Source organism: Catellatospora methionotrophica, assembly GCF_011297335.1.
In the GTDB taxonomy this organism is placed as follows: Bacteria; Actinomycetota; Actinomycetes; order Mycobacteriales; family Micromonosporaceae; genus Catellatospora; species Catellatospora methionotrophica.
Window position 1 is genome coordinate 208,875 of sequence record NZ_JAAOTJ010000002.1, and the last position, 18,249, is coordinate 227,123.

The 18,249-nt window shown below is 72.5% G+C and carries 20 protein-coding genes; 17 read left to right on the forward strand and 3 right to left on the reverse strand.

What is annotated here, in order from left to right; genetic code table 11:
- Positions 1-318 precede the first annotated feature (318 nt).
- The 5 genes from HAV40_RS08260 (at position 319) to HAV40_RS08280 (ending at position 4,765) form a co-directional block, all read left to right on the forward strand.
- Complete coding sequence (locus HAV40_RS08260; RefSeq protein WP_239085698.1) at positions 319-651, forward strand: PadR family transcriptional regulator; 333 nt, start codon at positions 319-321, stop codon at positions 649-651.
- Positions 648-1,478 carry a hypothetical protein gene (locus HAV40_RS08265; RefSeq protein WP_166380279.1) on the forward strand — a complete coding sequence of 277 codons (831 nt, stop codon included), beginning with the start codon at positions 648-650 and terminating at the stop codon, positions 1,476-1,478. Before HAV40_RS08260 ends, HAV40_RS08265 begins: the two co-directional genes overlap by 4 nt.
- The gene (locus HAV40_RS08270; protein WP_166380280.1) at positions 1,475-2,275 is read left to right on the forward strand and encodes a hypothetical protein; all 801 of its coding nucleotides are present in this window, start codon (positions 1,475-1,477) and stop codon (positions 2,273-2,275) included. The genes HAV40_RS08265 and HAV40_RS08270 overlap by 4 nt, the downstream gene beginning before the upstream one ends.
- Before the next feature lie 130 nt (positions 2,276-2,405).
- Positions 2,406-3,494 (forward strand): PH domain-containing protein, encoded by a 1,089-nt coding sequence (locus HAV40_RS08275; protein WP_166380281.1) that lies wholly within the window; start codon positions 2,406-2,408, stop codon positions 3,492-3,494.
- Complete coding sequence (locus HAV40_RS08280) at positions 3,491-4,765, forward strand: CHAT domain-containing protein (RefSeq protein ID WP_166380282.1); 1,275 nt, start codon at positions 3,491-3,493, stop codon at positions 4,763-4,765. The genes HAV40_RS08275 and HAV40_RS08280 overlap by 4 nt, the downstream gene beginning before the upstream one ends.
- On the opposite strand, the gene HAV40_RS08285 is transcribed toward HAV40_RS08280, so the two are convergent.
- A complete protein-coding gene (locus HAV40_RS08285; protein WP_166380283.1) occupies positions 4,745-5,176 on the reverse strand; it encodes a hypothetical protein in 432 nt (143 codons plus the stop codon). The genes HAV40_RS08280 and HAV40_RS08285 overlap by 21 nt on opposite strands.
- Positions 5,177-5,278: 102 nt before the next feature.
- On the opposite strand from HAV40_RS08285, the gene HAV40_RS08290 reads away from it, so the two are divergent.
- From HAV40_RS08290 to HAV40_RS08310, 5 genes are all read left to right on the forward strand, one after another.
- Positions 5,279-6,580, forward strand: a complete 1,302-nt coding sequence (locus tag HAV40_RS08290; RefSeq protein WP_166380284.1) for a sensor histidine kinase — start codon at positions 5,279-5,281, stop codon at positions 6,578-6,580.
- Positions 6,577-7,287, forward strand: coding sequence for a response regulator (locus HAV40_RS08295; RefSeq protein WP_166380285.1), 711 nt, complete (start codon positions 6,577-6,579; stop codon positions 7,285-7,287). The genes HAV40_RS08290 and HAV40_RS08295 overlap by 4 nt, the downstream gene beginning before the upstream one ends.
- A gap of 79 nt (positions 7,288-7,366) precedes the next feature.
- Entirely contained in the window at positions 7,367-8,260 is an 894-nt protein-coding gene (locus tag HAV40_RS08300; RefSeq protein ID WP_166380286.1) for an ABC transporter ATP-binding protein, read from the forward strand.
- On the forward strand, positions 8,257-9,351 hold the full coding sequence (locus tag HAV40_RS08305; RefSeq protein WP_166380287.1) for an ABC transporter permease: 1,095 nt from the start codon (positions 8,257-8,259) through the stop codon (positions 9,349-9,351). Before HAV40_RS08300 ends, HAV40_RS08305 begins: the two co-directional genes overlap by 4 nt.
- A gap of 167 nt (positions 9,352-9,518) precedes the next feature.
- Positions 9,519-9,800, forward strand: a complete 282-nt coding sequence (locus HAV40_RS08310; RefSeq protein ID WP_166380288.1) for a hypothetical protein — start codon at positions 9,519-9,521, stop codon at positions 9,798-9,800.
- 22 nt (positions 9,801-9,822) lie between these two features.
- Here HAV40_RS08310 and HAV40_RS08315 read toward each other — a convergent pair whose 3' ends face one another.
- A complete protein-coding gene (locus tag HAV40_RS08315) occupies positions 9,823-10,803 on the reverse strand; it encodes a hypothetical protein (protein WP_166380289.1) in 981 nt (326 codons plus the stop codon).
- A gap of 225 nt (positions 10,804-11,028) precedes the next feature.
- Here HAV40_RS08315 and HAV40_RS08320 point away from each other — a divergent pair, with 225 nt between their 5' ends.
- Both HAV40_RS08320 and HAV40_RS08325 read left to right on the forward strand, forming a co-directional pair.
- Positions 11,029-11,607 (forward strand): hypothetical protein, encoded by a 579-nt coding sequence (locus HAV40_RS08320; RefSeq protein ID WP_166380290.1) that lies wholly within the window; start codon positions 11,029-11,031, stop codon positions 11,605-11,607.
- 135 nt (positions 11,608-11,742) lie between these two features.
- Positions 11,743-12,342: a hypothetical protein gene (locus tag HAV40_RS08325; protein ID WP_166380291.1), complete on the forward strand. Its 600-nt coding sequence runs from the start codon at positions 11,743-11,745 to the stop codon at positions 12,340-12,342.
- Positions 12,343-12,452: 110 nt separating this feature from the next.
- Here HAV40_RS08325 and HAV40_RS08330 read toward each other — a convergent pair whose 3' ends face one another.
- Complete coding sequence (locus HAV40_RS08330) at positions 12,453-12,989, reverse strand: RICIN domain-containing protein (RefSeq protein WP_166380292.1); 537 nt, start codon at positions 12,987-12,989, stop codon at positions 12,453-12,455.
- A gap of 153 nt (positions 12,990-13,142) precedes the next feature.
- Here HAV40_RS08330 and HAV40_RS08335 point away from each other — a divergent pair, with 153 nt between their 5' ends.
- The 5 genes from HAV40_RS08335 to HAV40_RS08355 all read left to right on the forward strand — a co-directional run bounded on the left by HAV40_RS08335 (position 13,143) and on the right by HAV40_RS08355 (position 18,231).
- The gene (locus HAV40_RS08335) at positions 13,143-15,707 is read left to right on the forward strand and encodes an ATP-binding protein (protein ID WP_166380293.1); all 2,565 of its coding nucleotides are present in this window, start codon (positions 13,143-13,145) and stop codon (positions 15,705-15,707) included.
- A gap of 42 nt (positions 15,708-15,749) precedes the next feature.
- The gene (locus tag HAV40_RS08340) at positions 15,750-16,436 is read left to right on the forward strand and encodes an ankyrin repeat domain-containing protein (RefSeq protein WP_166380294.1); all 687 of its coding nucleotides are present in this window, start codon (positions 15,750-15,752) and stop codon (positions 16,434-16,436) included.
- A 66-nt stretch (positions 16,437-16,502) separates the two neighbouring features.
- A complete protein-coding gene (locus HAV40_RS08345) occupies positions 16,503-16,700 on the forward strand; it encodes a hypothetical protein (protein ID WP_166380295.1) in 198 nt (65 codons plus the stop codon).
- Positions 16,701-17,083: 383 nt separating this feature from the next.
- A complete protein-coding gene (locus HAV40_RS08350; protein WP_166380296.1) occupies positions 17,084-17,563 on the forward strand; it encodes a hypothetical protein in 480 nt (159 codons plus the stop codon).
- Between the two features lie 59 nt (positions 17,564-17,622).
- Entirely contained in the window at positions 17,623-18,231 is a 609-nt protein-coding gene (locus HAV40_RS08355) for a DUF6000 family protein (protein ID WP_166380297.1), read from the forward strand.
- Positions 18,232-18,249: the final 18 nt, after the last annotated feature.

Consider the following 18,249-nt stretch of genomic DNA (forward strand, 5'->3'; position numbering starts at 1 on the left):
GGCCCGTGGGCGTCCGCCTGAATGCCAGGCACGGCTAGCGTCGGCGAGCGCGATTTCAGTTCTGTTTCATCGCTCTTAATACGCTGTATCTGTCCGTGTGAAATGTGGCCGCTGACCTGCGTAAACAGCAAGAGCCGACGCCATGGGACCGCGTAGGTCGCGGTCGTGGCATCGGCTCGGCGTGCTATTCGGATTCAGGTGACGGCACCGCCGCGTCAGCGGGATGCTTCACGCGAGAAGTATCTTGGGGGGCCGGTGTCGTGTCAAGACGGACAGTGCGCCCCTCGCGGGAGCCCGACCCTATGTAGAGTCCCTACCATGAACACCGAACTGCGCCTGACCGTGCCGGTGGCACGGGTGCTCGCGGCCCTGGTCGCCGACCCGTCCGGCGACCACTACGGGATGGAGTTGATGCAGTCGTCCGGGCTGCCCAGCGGGACGCTGTACCCGATCCTGGCCCGCCTCACCGAAGCCGGCTGGCTCGACAAACGCTGGGAAGACATCGACCCGTCCGAGGCGGGCCGCCCCGCTCGCGCGTACTACCGGCTCACCCCCGCGGCCCTGCCGGTCGCCCGGCAGCGGCTCGCCGAACTGCACGAGCAGACCCGGCCGGCGCACCCGCACGTCGCCGCCAAGGAGGCCACCGCATGATCAGCCGACTGTGCCACACGCTGCTGGCCCGCGCGGCGCGGCGCTGGCCGGTGGACCTGCGCGCCGCGATGCTCGCCGAGTGGCAGGCCGAACTGCACGTCCTGCCCACCACGGCACAGCGCCTGCGGTACGCGGCCAGCCTCGCCACCTCCCGGCCGCATCGGGAAGGAGCTGTCCTGATCAGCCCGCAGCGCGCCGTCGCCCACGGACTGCTGTGGCTGGCGCTGATCACGGTGCTGCCGACGGTCTACCTGCCGCTGGCGCTCAATTGGACCTCCGGCATGGATCCGGGCACCGTCGTGTGGCAGACCTGGGTGGCCGGTGGGAGCGTCGTGGCGGCGGCCGTGCTGGGCGCCGTCTGCGGAAGCCTCACCACAGGCGTGACGCGCGTGATCGAGCCGATGTCGGTGGCGCGCTGGACGGTCGGCGTCGGCTACGTGACCGTCGTGGCCTACTACCTGGTCGGCGGAGGGCTGGACGGGGCGATGCTGACCGACATGACGTACTGGGCGCTGAGCGCCGTGGCGCTGTGCACGCTGGCGGCCAAGGTCGCCGGAGCCGGGTGGAGGCTGCTCTCCTGGGTGATCGTGGTGATCGCCGTGCCGGTGACGTTCTGGTTCGCGCACCTGCACAGCGCCCTCAGCGACTTCTCCGCACTGGGCATGGAGTACTTCTTCGGCGGCGAATACCTGCCCGCCTTCCTCTTCGCGGTCGGCAAGCAGGAACTGCTCCACGTCATCATCTTCCTGTTCGTGTACGCGCATGTCCTGGTGCTGCGACACCGCGCGGCACCCGTGGCCGAAGCGTCGCAGGAGGTTGCCGCGTGATCAGGCGCCTGTGCCACGCACTGCTCAGCAGCGCTGCCCGGCGCTGGCCCGCCGACCTGCGCGCGGAGATGCTCGCCGAATGGCGGGCGGAGCTGCACGCCCTGCCCGGAGGCGGCCGGCGGCTGCGCTACGCGGCGAGCCTGGCCGTGTCGCGGCCGCACCGCGAGGCGGCGGTCGTGGTGCGGCCGGGACGGAACCTCGCGCACGCGGTGCTGTCGCTCGTGCTGCTCGCCGGGCTGCCCATGGTCTACCTGGAACTCGCACTGGGCTGGACGACCGGTTACAGCGAGGACACCGTCACCTGGCAGGCCTGGGTCGGCGCGGGCAGCATCCTGGCCGCCGCCGGGCTGGCGATCATCTGCGCACGTGTCACCCCGGGGGTGACGCAGCTGATCCGCCCGGTGCTGCTGCCGTTGTGGTGCTTCGGCAGCCCGTACGCGACACTGGCGGCCTGGCCGCTGCTGAGCGGACACCTGCCCAACCGGTCCCACCTCGCGTCCGGGGCGCTCTGGGCGTTGAGCGCGGTCGCGCTGGGCACCCTCGCGGCCAGGGCACGCCCGGCGCTGGTGTCCTGGGGCATCGTGGCGGCGGCCGTGCCGGTCTCCTTCTGGTTCCTGTCCATGAGCGTCGAGATCATCGCGGCGGGGTACGTCGGCAGCGGCCCGCTGGCCGAATACCTGTTCACGCTCGCCGTCCGGACACCCGTGCACGTGGCGGTCTTCCTGCTCGTGTACGCCAACCACCTGGCCCGGCGACCTCGGGCGTCCGCACCCGAGGTCGCGGCCGCGCGGGCGTAGCGCGGCGGCGCACCGTCGGCGTCACCCGCGAACCGGGTGACGCCGACGTCCGTCCACTGCGGAACGCAGCGCGCCCGTACCATGGCGCCATGCCAGCATCCAGGGTGGAGCCGACCTCGGCCGGTACGGCGTGAGCCGCGATCAGGTGCCCGGCGACGACGTCGCGTTCGACCCGCTGAACGAGGACGAGCTGGCCGGACTGGGGCTGGAGCCGGCCACGCTGCCGGTCCTGCCGCTGGGCGACGAGCCCACCCGGACCACGGCGCCCTACCTGTTCCCGACCGAGCGGTATCGAGGTGAGTGGCGCAGGCATGTGATCAGGCTGGTCAGGGGCCTCTGCCTGATCGCCGTCTACACCGGGCTGCTGATCACCCTGGCCGTGCAGCGGATCAAGCCCGAGTACACCACCCTCGTCGTGACGCTCATCGCCGTCGGGGCGCTGCTGCTGGCGGCCCACCGCGCCGCGCACTGGTGGTTCTCCCGGTTCGTGCTCACCAACCGGCGGCTGATGCTCATCGAGGGCGTGCTGACCCGGCGGGTGGCGATGATGCCGCTGCTGCGGGTGACGGACATGAGCTACTTCCAGACCCCGGCCGGCCGGGTGCTCGACTTCGGCGATTTCCACGTGGAGAGTGCGGGGTGGCGTAGCCCGCTGCGCCGCATCGCCGACCTTCCCCACCCGAACGAGCTGTACCTGCGGATCGTGGAGGAGATGTACGAGCCTGAGGCCGTGGAGGCGCGGCTCGGCGCGAGCGTGGCGGGAGCGGTCCAGGAGGCCCTCTACGGCCCGCCGCTGGTCAACTACGACGGCTGGATCGCCGTCGAGGTGTCCGACGAGAACGGGCCCGTCTCGGTGTCACCGCGACGCAGGTTCGAGCTGCACCCGGCGCGCACCTACCGCGTGATGATCACCATCGCGCCGTACCCGATCCGTGGCGTCAGCGAGCCGCTCGTCGTCACCGGTGGTGTCACCGACGATCGGGTGCGATTCGAGGTGGAGATCGACAGCGACCAGGCCGCGCTGCGCCGGACGGCGGTGGCCGTGCCCGCCTGGCACGACCGCGCGTCCTCGACGGAGTTCACGCTGGGGCCGTTCAGCGAGGACGACGCGCTCAGCGACTCGCCGTGGCTGTGGGTGCGGGTCGCGCAGGGCAGGCGCACGCTGCAGAGCATCGAGCTGGAGACCGACCTCGCCACCGGGGACGGGGAGCACGGTTGAGCGAGGTCATCGCCACCGTCTCCATCCGCGCACCGCGTTCGGGCCCCGGCGTCGAGGTGTGCTTCGAGTTCCCCGCCACGGGCGAGACCGTGTACCTGCCGCTGCCCGACCGGCGCGCGCTGGAGGCGATGCGCCGCAAGGCCGGGGAGTACCTGCGCCGCGTGGTGCCGCTGGTCGCCCGGCTCAACGCGACCACCGAGCAGGCCGCCACCGCGCTGCGCATCCTGCTCAACGCGGGCCGGGAACTCACCGGAATGCTGATCCCGGACGACATCGCCCGGTTCCTGCGGCTGGAGTCGGCGTTCCGGGCGGCGTGGCCGCTGTGGCAGGCCGCGCAGTGGGACGACCCGCACCGGCCGCTCCCGATGATCGAGCTGCACTGCCGGGACGAGACCCTGCCGCTGGAGCTGCTGCCGCTGTTCGACTTCGGTTCGCTACCGCCGCTGCGTACGTACGACGACCTGGTCCGGGCGGCGTCGCGCTTCCTCGGCTTCGCGACCGTGGTGCGCCGGGTGGTGCCCGCCCGCGCGACCGCCGACTCCGTGCTGCGCAACGAGCCCGCGCTGCCGGTGCAGTTCCTGCGGCACCGCGAGCTCGGCAGCGCCCGCGACGAGGAGCGCTTCCTGGCCTCCCTCGGCGCTCACGTGCAGGTCGAGGGCCCGTGGCCGGTGTCGCAGGACGAGGAGGCCGTCCGCACCTCGCTGCTGCGGGCGCTGTACGACGGCGCGCCGCTGGACGGCGGCCCCGGTGACGGCGTTCCCGTCCAGGTGCAGCACTTCGCCTGCCACTGCGACACCAGCGCCGAGTTCGACGACGACTACGCGCTGGTCCTGTCGACGCGCAACGGCAAGACCCGCCGGGTGACCTTCGGCGAGCTGCGCGAGGGCTACTACGACCGGTTCTTCGCCGACCGGAGCACGGCGGGCCACCGCGCCGTGATCATCCTGAACGCGTGCGCGTCCTCGCGCACCAACCCGCTGACGGCGTACTCGTTCCCGCGCTGGTTCCTCAACCACGGGCACCGGGCGTTCATCGGCACCGAGACCGACGTGCCCGACGGTGTCGCGGGCGGCTTCGCGGCAGCGTTCTACGGCCGGCTGCTGGAGGCGCGCCGCCCGCTCGGCGAGGCCGTCGTCTGGGCCCGCCGCGACCTGCTGCGCGACTTCCGCAACCCGCTCGGCCTGCTGTACGTCATGTACGGCGACACCCAGCTCACCGTCGAGCGGGCCCGCCCCGGCATCTACCGCGCGTCAGCCGGCCGGGCGGCGTAGGCGCACCAGCAGCTCGTCGGCCAGCGGCACCAGGAACACCGCCATGGTCAGCACCACCCCGGCCGCGACCTGGTCCAGCCCGATCAGCGCGGCGGCGTGCGCGCTGGTGCCCACCGCCCAGCACAGGTAGGCCACGGCCGCCAGCACGTAGAAGTGCGGCAGCGGCCGCTCGTCGGCGGGCAGCTTCTGCCCGGCCAGCCACAGGTAGCCGACGGTCCCCGCCAGGCCGACCGCCACCAGCGTGATCAGCAGCGCCCGGCGCTCGGGCCCGACCACCGCGGCCAGCGGCACGAAGAACGCCAGCGTCTCCGCCGGGACGTACTTGACCAGCCGCTCGGGCAGCCCGTCCCCGCCGACCGGGCCCGCGTTCGGGCTGCGGAACCGCACGGGCGGGACGACGGTGCGAGGCATGGCCACTCCAGGGGTCGGCGGATCAAGACATTCAACACCATGCGTGCGTACGCCGGGCGGACGAGTTGGCGTCCGGGTGCGCCGGTGTGTCAGTGTCGCGGGATGACCACCCTGGGGAGCTCCGACGCCTGGCGACGCCCCGGCCCGACCGCCGAGCAGCGCCGGGCCGATGTGTTCATCGGGCTGGCGGTGACCGCGGTGGCGCTGTTCAACCTGACCCTGACCACGAGCACCGGCGCGTTCCATCTCGGCCCGCCGCCGAGCTGGCCCGAGCAGGTGTGCTGGTGCCTGGCGATCACCGTGCCGCTCGCGGTGCGCCGCCGCTTCCCGCTGACCATCGCCGTGGTCGTGTCGGCGGCGTTCATCGTCGCGCAGGTCCGGGCCGCGCCGGAGATGCAGCTCGCGACCGGGGCGCTGTTCTGCGCCATCTACACCGCCGGGGCCTGGGCGGGCGACCACCGCCGCTCGCGGCAGGTGCGGGCGGGCATCATCGCGGCGATGTTCTCCTGGCTGCTGCTGTCGATCGGGCTGTCGATCGACGCGGTGCCCGCGGACGCGTTCGAGGGCGCGCGGGGGCCGGTGCCGCCGCTGCTCGCGGCGATCGTCAGCGCGCTGCTGGTCAACGCGCTGATGTTCGGGTTCGCCTTCTTCTTCGGCGAGACGGCCTGGGTGGCCGCGCGCCGGGAGCACCAGCTGCACGAACAGGCCGAGCAGCTGCGCCGGGCCCGCGACGAGGCGGGGGAGCGGGCGGTCATGGGCGAGCGGCTGCGCATCGCCCGGGAGCTGCACGACGTCGTCGCCCACCACGTGTCGGTGATGGGTGTGCAGGCCGCGGCGAGCCGCCGGGTGATGGACAAGGACCCGGCGCGGGCGCGTACGGCGCTGGCGGCGATCGAGCAGAGTGCCCGCACCGCGGTCGACGAGCTGCGCCGCATGCTCAGCCTGCTGCGCCGGGGCACCGGCACCGACGAGGGGCCCGCCACGGTCGGGGTCGAGCGGGTGGAGAGCCTGCTGGCCGGGGCCCGCGACGCCGGTCTGGCGGCCCGGTTCGGCGTGTTCGGCGCGCCGGTGCCGCTGCCGGACTCGCTGTCGCAGGCCGCGTACCGGATCGTGCAGGAGTCGGTGACCAACACCCTCAAGCACGCCGGGGCGACGACCATCGACGTACGCATCCGCTATCTGGCTCAGGAGCTGGAGGTGGAGTCCACCGATGACGGCCGCGGGAGCCGCGCCGACCGGCCCGGCGCCGGTCTGGGGCTGATCGGCATGCGTGAGCGGGTCGCCGCGCACGACGGCACGCTGGAGGTCGGCCCGCGGCCGCAGGGCGGCTTCCGGGTGCGGGCCAGGTTCCCGCTCGCGGCACAGCCGCTGTGCCCGGTCGAGTCGGCGGAGGCGGCCGCATGAGCGGGCGTTCCACGCAGCCGGTCAGCGGCGGAGCCGACGATCCGGACGTGATCCGGATCCTGGTCGCCGACGACCACCGGCTGGTGCGTACCGGGTTCCGGGTCATCCTGGAGACGGAGGACGACCTGACGGTCGTCGGTGAGGCCGCCGACGGAGAGGAGGCTGTCGCGCTGGCCGCGCAGACCGCGCCGGACGTGGTGCTGATGGACGTGGAGATGCCCGGCACGGACGGGCTGGAGGCGACCCGGCGCATCGCCGCCGCCGGTGACGGCCCGGCGGTGCTGATCCTCACCACCTTCGACCGCGACGACTACCTGTTCGCCGCCCTGCAGGCGGGGGCCAGCGGGTTCATGCTGAAGAACGGCTCGCCGGAGGCGCTGATCGAGGCGGTGCGGGTGCTGGCGCGCGGCGACGCGCTGCTCGCCCCGGAGATCACCCGCCGGGTCATCGCGAAGTTCGCCCGGCCCGCCGCCACGCCGCCCTCGGCCTCGGCGCAGGAGCTGAAGGAGCTGACACCGCGCGAGTACGAGGTGCTGGTCCTGCTGGCCGGCGGCGCGACCAACGCCGAGATCGCCACCCGGCTCTACCTGGGCGAGGCGACCGTGAAGACGCACGTCAGCCGGGTGCTGGCGAAGCTGCGGCTGCGCGACCGCACCCAGGCGGTGGTGTTCGCGTACGAGCACGGCGTGGTCACCCCCGGCGGCTGACGGATCCCCCTCGCGGCGGAGACAAGATCGATCCCTGGGCTGACTTCAGCGCGCCGCGCCGCGCCTACCGTCGTCGGGTATGACGACAGTGCTCCGCCTGAACGCGGTGAGCCGCAGGTTCGGCGACCGGCAGGTGCTCGACGACGTCTCGTTCGACGTGACCGCCGGGCGCATGACCGGGTTCGTCGGCGCGAACGGCGCCGGCAAGACCACCTCCATGCGCATCATCATGGGCGTGCTCGCCCCCGACGCCGGCGAGGTGACCTGGGCGGGTGCCCGGATGACCCGCGAGGTGCGCCGCAAGATCGGCTACATGCCCGAGGAGCGCGGCCTCTACCCGAAGATGTCCGTCCGCGACCAGCTGATCTACCTCGGCCGCCTGCACGGGCTGGGCCACGACGCGGTACGCCGCAACGCCGAGGAGCTGATCGAGTGGCTGAGCCTGGGCGAGCGGGCCGGTGACCCGCTGGAGAAGCTGTCGCTGGGCAACCAGCAGCGGGCCCAGATCGCCGCGGCGCTGATCCACGAACCGGACATCCTCGTGCTCGACGAGCCGTTCTCCGGCCTCGACCCGATCGCCGTGGACACCGTGGTGGAGGTGCTGCGGGACCGGACCAAGCGCGGCGTGCCGGTGCTGTTCTCCAGCCACCAGCTCGACGTCGTCGAGCGCCTGTGCGACGACCTGGTCATCATCGCGGCCGGGCGGATCCGCGCCGCGGGCGCGCGCGGGCAGCTGCGCGCCGAGCACACGCTGCCCCGGTACACCCTGACCGTCGACGGCGACGCGGGCTGGCTGCGTGACCATCCGGGCGTGCGGCTGCTCGACCTCGACGGCGCGCACGCGGTCTTCGAGCTCACCCCGTCGGCCGACGAGCAGCAGGTGCTGCAGGCGGCCCTGTCCCGTGGCCCGGTGCGCGCGTTCGGCCCGGTCACCCCGTCCCTCGCAGAGATCTTCCGGGAGGTCTCCCAGTGAACACCTTCGAAGCCGTACGCGTCGTGGCCGCCCGCGAGATCAGGGTGAAGCTGCGTGACAAGACGTTCCTGTTCAGCACCGTGTTCTTCCTGCTGTTCTCGGTCGGTGCGACGCTGCTGCCGGTGCTGCTGGGCGGCGGCCCGCCGTCGGTCGCGGTGGTCGGCACGGCCCCGGCCGCACTCGGCGCGGCCGAGCTGGACGTGCGTACGGTCGCCGACGAGGCGACCGCGCGGGCCCAGGTCCGCGACGGCGACGTCGACGCGGCACTGCTCGGCGACGGCACCGTGGTCGCGCTGACCGACGCCCCCAGCGACCTGGTGAACGCGCTGAGCACCCGGCCGACCGTCGAGCTGCTCGACCCGAGCGCGCTCGACGACACGCTGATGGTGCTGGTGCCCATGTTCTTCGCGCTGATCTTCTTCTTCGTGTCGCTGATGTTCGGCCTGCAGATCGCGCAGAGCGTCACCGAGGAGAAGCAGACCCGCGTGGTCGAGATCCTGGCCGCCGCGGTGCCGGTGCGGGTGCTGCTGGCGGGCAAGGTGCTGGCCGGTGCGGTGCTCGCGATGGGGCAGATCGCGCTGATCGCCGTGGTCGCGCTGGCCGGGATGCGGGTGGCCGGTCCCGCCGACGGTGGCCTGCTGACCCTGCTCGGACCCGCCATCGGCTGGTTCCTGCCGTTCTTCCTCGTCGGCTTCGTGATGCTGGCGGCCCTGTGGGCCGCGGTCGGCGCGCTGGTCGACCGGCAGGAGGATCTGAGCGGCGCGTCGATGCCGGTGCAGATGATCGTCCTGTTGCCGTTCTTCGGGGTGGCCATGTTCAGCGGCGACCCGGCCGTGATGAAGGTGCTGTCGTACATCCCGTTCACGGCGCCGACGGCGATGCCGGTGCGGCTGTTCCAGGGTGACGCGGCGGGCTGGGAGCCGGTCGTGTCGCTGGTGCTGCTCGCGGTCACCGCGCTGGGCGTGCTGCTCGTCGGCGCCCGGCTCTACGAGGGCTCGCTGCTGCGCAGCAACGGCCGTATCTCGATGGCGAGCGCCTGGCGCGACCGTGAGGCCCGCCGCCTGGCCGACCTCGACGCCGAGTCCGCCTGATCGGCGATCGCCGCTCCGGGCGACCGTGAACCTGCGGCACGGCATGCGTGCGGACGGGTCACGGTCGCCCGGATGTTCGACCACGCGGCGCAGGATCTGCGGCGAACCCGCACTCGGAAAACCGTTCGGCGACGGGAATGTGCGGTTGTGACGCGTTCGCTCGTTACATGATCGTGCGGGAACGCGAGGGCGTGTCGATCAGGCTTGTGATCAGGAACGACGGCAGGACGTACGTGCGCGTGACCTGGCTGCGCACCCGGCATCGGGTGTCGACCCAGTCCCGGGCGGGCCGTTCCTATCTCGCCGCCGTGCGCGACCTGCAACTGGCCGCGGGCCGGTTACGTGCCGCGGGCCCCTACCCCGGCGGCTGCGATCAGGTCGACGCGTTCCGGCAGGTCCGCTCGGCCTGGCTGGCGGTGGTCGTGTCCCGGCACCGTCTGCAGCGCTGAGCGCCGCAGGCGGTGCGCGGGGTCAGCCCAGCTCGGCCAGCAGGTGCGGGGTACGCAGGTTGCGTGCCACCACCGCGCGCCGTTCCAGGTAGGTCACCAGCACGGACGGGAACAGCAGCATCGCGACCGGCACCTCGAACGCCGCCGACGCGGTCACCGCGGCGATGGCGAGGCCGAGGCCCAGCTGGTCACCCACCCCGGCCGAGAACCCGAGCACCGCGCCGGCGGCCTCGATCACATGGTTGTACCGGTACGCCAGGTACAGGACCACGCCGGGCACCGCCAGCCGGACGGCGTTGGCCCAGAAGGCGTTGTTCACCGTGTCGAAGGCGCGCTGCAGCGCCTTGCGGCGTTCGAACAGGACGGCCGGTCCGACCATGCCCGCGATCATCATGAAGTAGCCGAGCGCGATCACGGTGGGCACCAGCGCGGCGAAGGAGAAGATGGTGGCGAAGCACAGGAAGAAGCTGACGATGGCGACAGCGGTGATCAGGTAGGTGACCAGGCTCCAGGCCAGCATCGCCGGGACGCGGCGCAGCCCGTACGCCAGGGCACGCCCGACGGGGGCGGGCAGCCCCGCCGCCTGCCGGACCGCGGACCAGGTCGCCGCGGCGTACCCCAGCAGCCGGAACGGCAGCGCCGTCAGCAGCATGAGCACGACCACGGTGAGGACCAGCGTGCCGACGCCCTCGGCCACCCGGTCGCTGACGAGCATGACCTGGCCGGCGTCGCTGTTCCAGAGCGTGATCAGACCGGCCACGGCCGCGGTGTACAGCAGGAAGCCGGGCACCGCGTGCGTGATCGCGAAGATCGCCAGCTGCTGCCGCCAGCCGCGCCGCAGCACGCCGGTCGTCTTGCGCGCCCAGCCGGACAGGCCCTCGCCGGGCACGTTCACCAGCACCTCGGGCCCGGTCGGCAGCTCCGGCGGAAAGGCGTCGTCCGGGGGCAGGAAGCCGCCGCTCGGGACGGGACCGGGATGGGAGTAGGGGTCGGTCGTGGACACGCGGGACTCCATGATCGGCGGGATGGTGGCCCAGTGTGGCACGCGCCCGGCCGGGCCGGTGTCCGCCGTCCGGGGCGGTGTCCGTGATCGTGAGCGCATGTCATGATCAGCGGTCGGACCGCGGACTCCGACCTGGACGGTCGTTCGCAGGAGCCTTCGGCATGGCACGTGCCAAGTCGGGGTGGTCGCCGTGATCGCGCGATAGGGTCGCCTAAGCAAGATCCGGTGGGGGGACCGATGGACGTGCTCGACGTGGAGTCCGCTGAGCGGGTGGCGCAGGGTGGCCGTGCCCGCCACCGCCGGCCGGGCCTGTCCCGGCGCTGGCTGCGGGCCGGGGCGGCGCTGATCGTGCTCGTCCTGCTGGTGCTGTGGTACGTGCTGTCGCGCGGCCACACGGTGCACGACCCGCGCGCCTACCCCGGCAGCCAGTCACAGGACCTGCCCGGCACCCTGCGCCGCTACCGTCTCGGCCTGCCCGACTGCGCCACCGGCAGCGTGCGCTACCACCGGTATGCCCAGTGGGAGGCGGACGCGTTCTACCTGCACTTCGCGGGAGACCGGCACTGCATGAACCAGTTCCTCGTGCTCAACGGCATGTTCCTGACCGGCGAGCCGGAGGAGTCGGCCGGTCTGCCCTTCGACCCGAAGACGACGGCGGGCTTCGGCTGGCCGCAGGACCACGACCGCCGGTACCGCTCGGTGCACCGTCGGCCCGTCTCGGGTGACCCGCTGGTCGACGTCGACGTGGCACTGTACGCATCCGGCGAGTCCACCGAGGTGTACCTGCACGCCGGCATCGTCTGACCCGGCGCGATATCTGTGTAAACGGACCCGATCCGGTCCGGACACTCTGGATGGGAGCGTGCCCATTGATCTACGCTCATCGCTGCGCCCCCTGCCCGGGGTGGTGCGCCACGGACAGAGCAGAGGTAGCGCCCGATGACCGAGAACGAGCCCGTACCCGAACAACGGTCCCTCGCCGCCGAGGAGCCGCCGCAGGATCCCCCCGACGCCGCGCAGGCCGCGGTCTGGCGCAACGGACTGACCGCGGTGACCGCGCTGCTCGCCGCCGTGCTCGTGCTACGCGGCCCCGCCGAACTCGCCAGCGTGCACTGGAGCGTGCGGGTGCTGTCCGCCGCCCTGCTGCTGGCCGGATTCGCGCTGCTGGTGCGAGCGGTCCTGCTCGCCATCGCGGCCGCGTCGGCACCTGCCGGGCAGCCTGTCTCGGCCCTGACGCCGGTACGCCGCCTCGCGGTGGTCGGGCTGGCCGTGCTCGGCGCGACGGTGCTGCTCGGCTGGCTCGCCCCGGCTGCCCCCACCCCTGCCAAGCTCATTCAGCTCACTTACGACCACGGGATCATCTGCGGTCTGGTCTCGCTGGAGCCTGACGGCTACGTCACCGTGCTGCCCGATCCGGGCCAGGCCCCGAACCGGATCACCGCCAAGGCGCGCACCCTCGTTCCCGTCGCGGCCGTCCACGGTATGACCGAGGTCGGCGTCTGCGAACCACCGGCGACGCTGCCGACCCCGGCCCCCTGACCTGCTTCGGTCTCCGCCATCCTGCCAGCCCCGTGGGACGGCGAGGCGGCCTGTCCTGCCCACACCGGTGACGGTCCGGAAGGACAGGCCGCCACCAGCGGGCCTGCCGGTCAGGGAACGTAGACCGGATTCATGTACCAGCGCTGGTTGCGGCCGTTCCAGCAGGTGCCCTGCAGGACGTTGGCCCCGTGGGCCGTGCTCGCGTCCTGGACGTCGAGGCACTTGCCACTGTGCCGGGCGATCAGCGAGATCGTGCCGTCCGACTGAACCGGACCCTCACGCCACTGCTGGTTGTAGCCGGCCCAGCAGTCGCCCTGGATCACGTCGGCACCGTGAGCCGTGCTCGCCCACGCGACGTCCAGGCACTTACCACTGTGCCGGGCGACCAGCATGAACCAGCCCGTCGTGGCGTATCTGCGGATCCACTGCTGGTTCCAGGTGCCGGTGCAGTTGGCCTGCAACACGTTGGCCATGTGGTTCATCGATGCGTCCTGCACGTCCAGGCACTTGCTGCTGTGCAGCGCGGAGATCACGTAGATCCCGTCATTGCGCGACACCTCGGCCTGTGCCGTTCCCGGCACCGTCATGACCGCGCCCACGACGGCGGCGGCCGTCACCGCGGCGAGCCGCCGTACGAATGTCCTCATGTTTCCTCCCTCGATCGGACTCCGATCCCGACCATTGACACATCGATGCAGGGGATCGGCGACCCGGTCATAATGAAACGCCGCGCACGCGGGTTGACGAATCTGGACGATGCTGGACAGCGGCTTCACCGACAGCGCGTTACGGAGGTGGCATTGGCCGGGCTGCCCAAGCCGGCCCTCGACGGGGCGATCGGGGTGTTGTTCGACGAACTGCACCGCTTGCACCACCGCGCCGGCTGGCCCAGCCTGCGCGACATGGCCCGGGAGGTCGGCTGCAGCCACACCACGGTCTCGGCGGCGTTCTCCGAGGCGCGGCTGCCGCGCTGGGGCCTGCTGGAACTGATCGTCGAAGCGCTGGACGGCGACACCGCGCAGTTCCACCGGCTGTGGCTGGCGGCCAGCCGCCCACCGGCCGACCCCGGCGGCGACGCGACCGCCTCCACCGTCCCGCAGACGCTGCCTGCCGACATCGGCAGTTTCGTCGGCCGCGGCGAACAGCTCGCCGCACTCGACCAGACGCTGGCCCGCGCCACGGCGCCGGGCGGCACCGCCACGGTCATCTGCGCGCTGTCCGGCACGGCGGGCGCGGGCAAGACGGCACTGGCCGTGCACTGGGCACACCGCGTCGCCGCCCGGTTCCCCGACGGCCAGCTCTACATCAATCTGCGTGGCTACGACCCCGACCATCCGGTGCCACCCGACCAGGCACTGGAGTTCCTGCTGGCGCAGCTGGGCGTCGCCCGCGACGCGATCCCCGCCGGGGTTGCCGCGCGGGCGGCCCGGCTGCGCAGCGCGCTCGCCGGGCGCAGGACCCTGCTGCTGCTCGACAACGCCCACTCGCTGGCCCAGCTACGCGAGCTGCTGCCCGGTTCACCCGGCTGCTTCGTGCTGGTCACCAGCCGCGACCGGTTGCCGTCGCTGAGCGCCCGGCACGGGGCCGTCCGCCTCGCGGTCGACGTGCTGAGCCCCGCCGAAGCGCTCGAACTGCTGCAAGAACTCGTCGGCGTACGGGTCGACGCGCAACCGGCCGCCGCGGCGGCCCTGGCCCAGCGCTGTGCCCTGCTGCCGCTGGCCGTCCGGATCGCCGCCGAGCTCGCCGCCGCCCGGCCCCACGACACGCTGCCCGAACTCGTCGCGGAACTGGACCGGGAGCCGGGGCTGCTGGACCTGCTCGACATGGGCGACGAGCACGCGGCCGTACGCAGCGTGCTGTCCTGGTCCCTGCGGCATCTGAGCCCGGCTGACGCCCGCTGCTTCGCGCTGCTGGGCCTGCACCCCGGTCAGGATCTCGGCCTCGGCGCGGCTGCCGCCCTGTGCGGCGCGGACCCCGGCGCGACACTGCGCACGGTCACCGCCCTGACCCGGGCACACCTGCTGGAGCAGCACCAGCGGGACCGCTACACGATGCACGACCTGCTGCGCGCGTACGCCGCCGAACTAGGCCGGGCGCTGCCCGCCGCCGACCGGGAAGCGGCCCGCGACCGGCTGCACGACCACTACCTCGCCCTTGCCCGCGACAGCGTCCGCGCCGCCTACGACCCCACCGCCGACCAGGCCGCCGCGCGCCGCGTACTCGACCTCGACCGCGCGAACATGATCAATGCTGCCGCGTACGGCGCACCGCACCACACCCGTGGCCTCGCCGCCGCGCTGACCCGCCACCTCGAGACGTGCAGCCACTTCCACGACGCGCTCACCCTCGCCGAACTCGACCTGGCGGCCGCCCGAGCGCAGCACGACCCGGCCGCCGTGGCAGGAGCGCGCTGCCGCCTCGGCGCGATCCACCGCCGGCTCGGCGACTACGCCCGCGGCCTCGAGCACTACGCGGCAGCCCTGGACCAGTACACCGAGCTGTCCGACGACGCCGGAAAGGCCGCTGCCGTGCTCGGCGTCGGCAGCAGCCTGTGGCGGCTCGGCCGCTACACCGACGCCCTTGACACGCTGAGTACGTCACTGGCCTGGCACCAGGGCCTCGGCGACCGGCCCGGCCAGGCCGCCACACTCAACCACCTGGGCATCGTCCACCGCCGTCTCGGCCAGTACCGCGACGCGCGCGCTCACTACGGCCGCGCGCTGGCGATCCAGGTCGACCTCGGCAACGTGGCCGGACAGGCCAACGCCCGCGCCAACCTCGGCATCGTGCAACTGCGCCTGGGCGACTACGGCCACGCCCTGGACAACTTTCGACAGGCGCTGGCCGTGTATCGCGAACTCGGCGACCGTGCGGGCGAGGCGGCCGTGCTCAACAACATCGGGGAGACCCACGAACGCCTTGGTGACTTCACCCTGGCGCTGGAGCACCACCGGCTCGCCCTCGACATCAACCGCGCCGTCGGCTACCGCGTCGGCCACGCGGTGGCACTGCGCGGGCTCGGCGTGGCGCTGGGCGGGCTGCGCCGGTGGCCGGAAGCGGTCGACCATCTCGAACGGGCGCTGGCACTCGGCACCGCGATAGCCGAAGCCGACATCCTGACCTGCGCCCTCACCGACCTCGGCGCGATCCTGCACGAGATGGGCCAGTCCGCGCGGGCGCGGGAGCAACTGACCAGGGCACTCGACCTCGCCGGACAGACCGGCAACGACTACGAGCGGGCCCGCGCCCTGGCCGGGCTGGCGCGCACGGCAGACCCGGCCGACGCAGGCGGATACGCCACGCAGGCCCGGGAACTGTTCCACGGCCTCGGCGTGGCCGAAGCGCACCGCACCGAGACCCCCTGACTCCCGGCAGATCACGTCACCAGGTGCGGGATACTCGCACGGATGAGACGCCGCACCCTGCTCACCCTGCCGCTGCTCGCGGCGGCCGCCGGATGTGCCAGGACCGCCCCCGCCCCGCACCCGTCCCAGGAGGAGATCGTGACCGAGACCGCCGACCAGCGGCTGCTGGCTGCCGCCGCAGGCGGCGACGCCGCACAAGTGCGCGCGGCCCTGGCCGCCGGGGCCCACCTGGAGGCCCGCGACGGCAACCAGCGCACCGCGCTGCTGCTCGCCTCCGCCGCCGACCACGTCGAGGCCGCGAAGGCCCTGGTCGCGGCTGGCGCCGACCCCGACGCGCTCGACGACCGGCACGACACCCCGTGGCTGGTCACCGGTGTGACCGGCAGCGTCGCGATGCTGGAGGCGCTGCTGCCCGCCGAGCCGGATCTGACCATCGTCAACCGGTACGGCGGGATCTCGGTCATCCCGGCCAGCGAGCGCGGCCACGTCGACTACGTGCGCCGGGTCGTCCAGACCGGCATCGACGTGAACCACGTCAACAACCTGGGCTGGACCGCACTGCTGGAGTGCGTCGTGCTCGGCGACGGGTCAGCGCCGTACCAGGAGATCGCGCGCATCCTGACGGCCGCCGGAGCGCGGGTCGACATCGGGGACAACGACGGGGTCGACGCCCTCGAACACGCGCGCCGCCGCGTGTACGGCGAGCTGGTCACCATCCTGTCGCGCTGACTCCGGCGCGAGCCGCCCGCCTCACGTGTGGCACGGGATTCGTACGGGTGGTCTACCGTTCGCGCCATGGAATGGCTGCTGATCGTCGTAGGGGTGCCGGCGCTGCTGATAGTCGCCATGGTCGTCGTCGGCGCGCGGCGCAGCAGGCAGCGCAGCCGGCTCGACCCGAACCGTGACGTCTACTTCGGCGACCGCGAGCCCCGCCCGCCGCACGGCCCGTACGGCTCCAACACCGGCGGGTCGAGTTCGAGCGGCCCGCTCTGAGCCGACGGCTTACGCGGCCGAGACCGTCGCTCACCGTGGCACCGACGACGCGCGGGCTGCCGGTCAACGCTCCGGCGGCGTGGCGCGGTGCCCGGTGACCTTCGACGCGGGCAGCCTGCCCGCCCTGGCCTGCCCGGCCATCGACGCCCCGTCGACGACGACGTCGGCTCACCGACGGCGTTCCGGGACAGGTTCAAGCGCATCGTCGGCGCCAGCCCGCAGCACTACCGCACCACCTTCCGGCACCGCCCCGAAACGACCTCCTGAGGGGCCAGAACCGTCGCGGACAGCATGGACCGCATGCCGATTCCTGCGTACGGCGATGATGAGAGGCCGGCCACCGCGCGTGGACACGCTCGCTCAGATGATCTACCGTTCGCGCCATGGCGGCTGAAACCGGGTCGAGTTCGAGGTTGAGCCTGCTGGCCGAAGTCGGCGCGACACGCCTCGCGTACGCCGCTGCGGCGTACCGCGGCAAGGCGCTGCTGCTGGTGAGCCGGTTCGCCGCCGGGCTGGTCATCACGGGGCTGGCCGTCATCGGCGTCAGCCACGTCGCAGTGGTGCCGTCGCCGGCGTTCGTCGCCCTCGGGCTGGCCGACTTCGTGACGGTGGGCGTCGGCGTCGTGCTCTGCTGGCCATACCTGCGGGTGGGCGGCCGGGGTTTCGTGCTCAGCGACGAAGCGGACCAGTCACCTCCGTGGCTGATCGCACTGCTGCTCCTCACCGTCCTCGTCGTGGTGGCGCTGGCCATCACATCCACCAGCGAGAAAGACGTGCGGGTCTTCCTGGGCATGGCCAGCTTCTTCGCGAGTGGCATCGCGTGTTGGTGCGGAGCCGCCGCCAAGGCGGCCCGGTCGTCCTGAGCCGCATTACCGGACCAGAGGCGTCGGTGGGGGAACCGCCGTCGATACACTCGCCGGTCATGGGTGAGGCGAGCGACTTGACGGCTGCGCACGCGCCGTTCCGGCCATACGTCATGGGCCCCGGTCAGACCGATCGCCGCTACCTGAAGCTGCTGGGTGGCGGGAGTTTCGTGGACAACCTGCCGGACGGGCAGGCCGCCGAGATGATGCGCGGCCTCTGGGTCGACGCCCGCCGGATCACCGACGGTGAACTCACCGCGATGCTGCTGCTGCGCGACTGGCGGCCACGCCTGTCGGCTGCCTGGCTCATCGGGCTCGACCTGCGCACCCGGTTCCGGGATCGTCTCGGCGAGTTGCTGCTGGAAAGCGGGTCCGCCCACGCGGGCAAGGGCTACGCATTCGCGCTGGCCAGGTTCGCCGAGCCGGCTGACATAGGGATCCTCACCGGTTACCTGGAGCGTTACCTGCCGACCGATCTGCCCTACGACCAGGGGTATGTCCTGGCCGTGCTGCTGGATCTCGACTCGCGCCTGGGCACCGACCATGCCGCCCGGTTCGTCGACCCGGCCGGACCGTGGTGGCGGAACTGGTTGCCCACCGACGGTTCGACCGGGTTCGGCGACCGGGTCGCCAGGGTGTACGCGCTGGCCGAGGCGACGTCGGGCTGACCCGCCAGAACCAGGCCG

Coding starts and splice junctions, on each gene's coding strand:
- HAV40_RS08260 (WP_239085698.1), top strand. CDS start 319: ATGAACACCGAACTGCGCCTGACCGTGCCGGTGGCACGGGTGCTCGCG.
- HAV40_RS08265 (WP_166380279.1), top strand. CDS start 648: ATGATCAGCCGACTGTGCCACACGCTGCTGGCCCGCGCGGCGCGGCGC.
- HAV40_RS08285 (WP_166380283.1), bottom strand. CDS start 5,176: ATGCCTCGCACCGTCGTCCCGCCCGTGCGGTTCCGCAGCCCGAACGCG.
- HAV40_RS08290 (WP_166380284.1), top strand. CDS start 5,279: ATGACCACCCTGGGGAGCTCCGACGCCTGGCGACGCCCCGGCCCGACC.
- HAV40_RS08295 (WP_166380285.1), top strand. CDS start 6,577: ATGAGCGGGCGTTCCACGCAGCCGGTCAGCGGCGGAGCCGACGATCCG.
- HAV40_RS08300 (WP_166380286.1), top strand. CDS start 7,367: ATGACGACAGTGCTCCGCCTGAACGCGGTGAGCCGCAGGTTCGGCGAC.
- HAV40_RS08310 (WP_166380288.1), top strand. CDS start 9,519: ATGATCGTGCGGGAACGCGAGGGCGTGTCGATCAGGCTTGTGATCAGG.
- HAV40_RS08325 (WP_166380291.1), top strand. CDS start 11,743: ATGACCGAGAACGAGCCCGTACCCGAACAACGGTCCCTCGCCGCCGAG.
- HAV40_RS08330 (WP_166380292.1), bottom strand. CDS start 12,989: ATGAGGACATTCGTACGGCGGCTCGCCGCGGTGACGGCCGCCGCCGTC.
- HAV40_RS08340 (WP_166380294.1), top strand. CDS start 15,750: ATGAGACGCCGCACCCTGCTCACCCTGCCGCTGCTCGCGGCGGCCGCC.
- HAV40_RS08345 (WP_166380295.1), top strand. CDS start 16,503: ATGGAATGGCTGCTGATCGTCGTAGGGGTGCCGGCGCTGCTGATAGTC.
- HAV40_RS08350 (WP_166380296.1), top strand. CDS start 17,084: ATGGCGGCTGAAACCGGGTCGAGTTCGAGGTTGAGCCTGCTGGCCGAA.
- HAV40_RS08355 (WP_166380297.1), top strand. CDS start 17,623: ATGGGTGAGGCGAGCGACTTGACGGCTGCGCACGCGCCGTTCCGGCCA.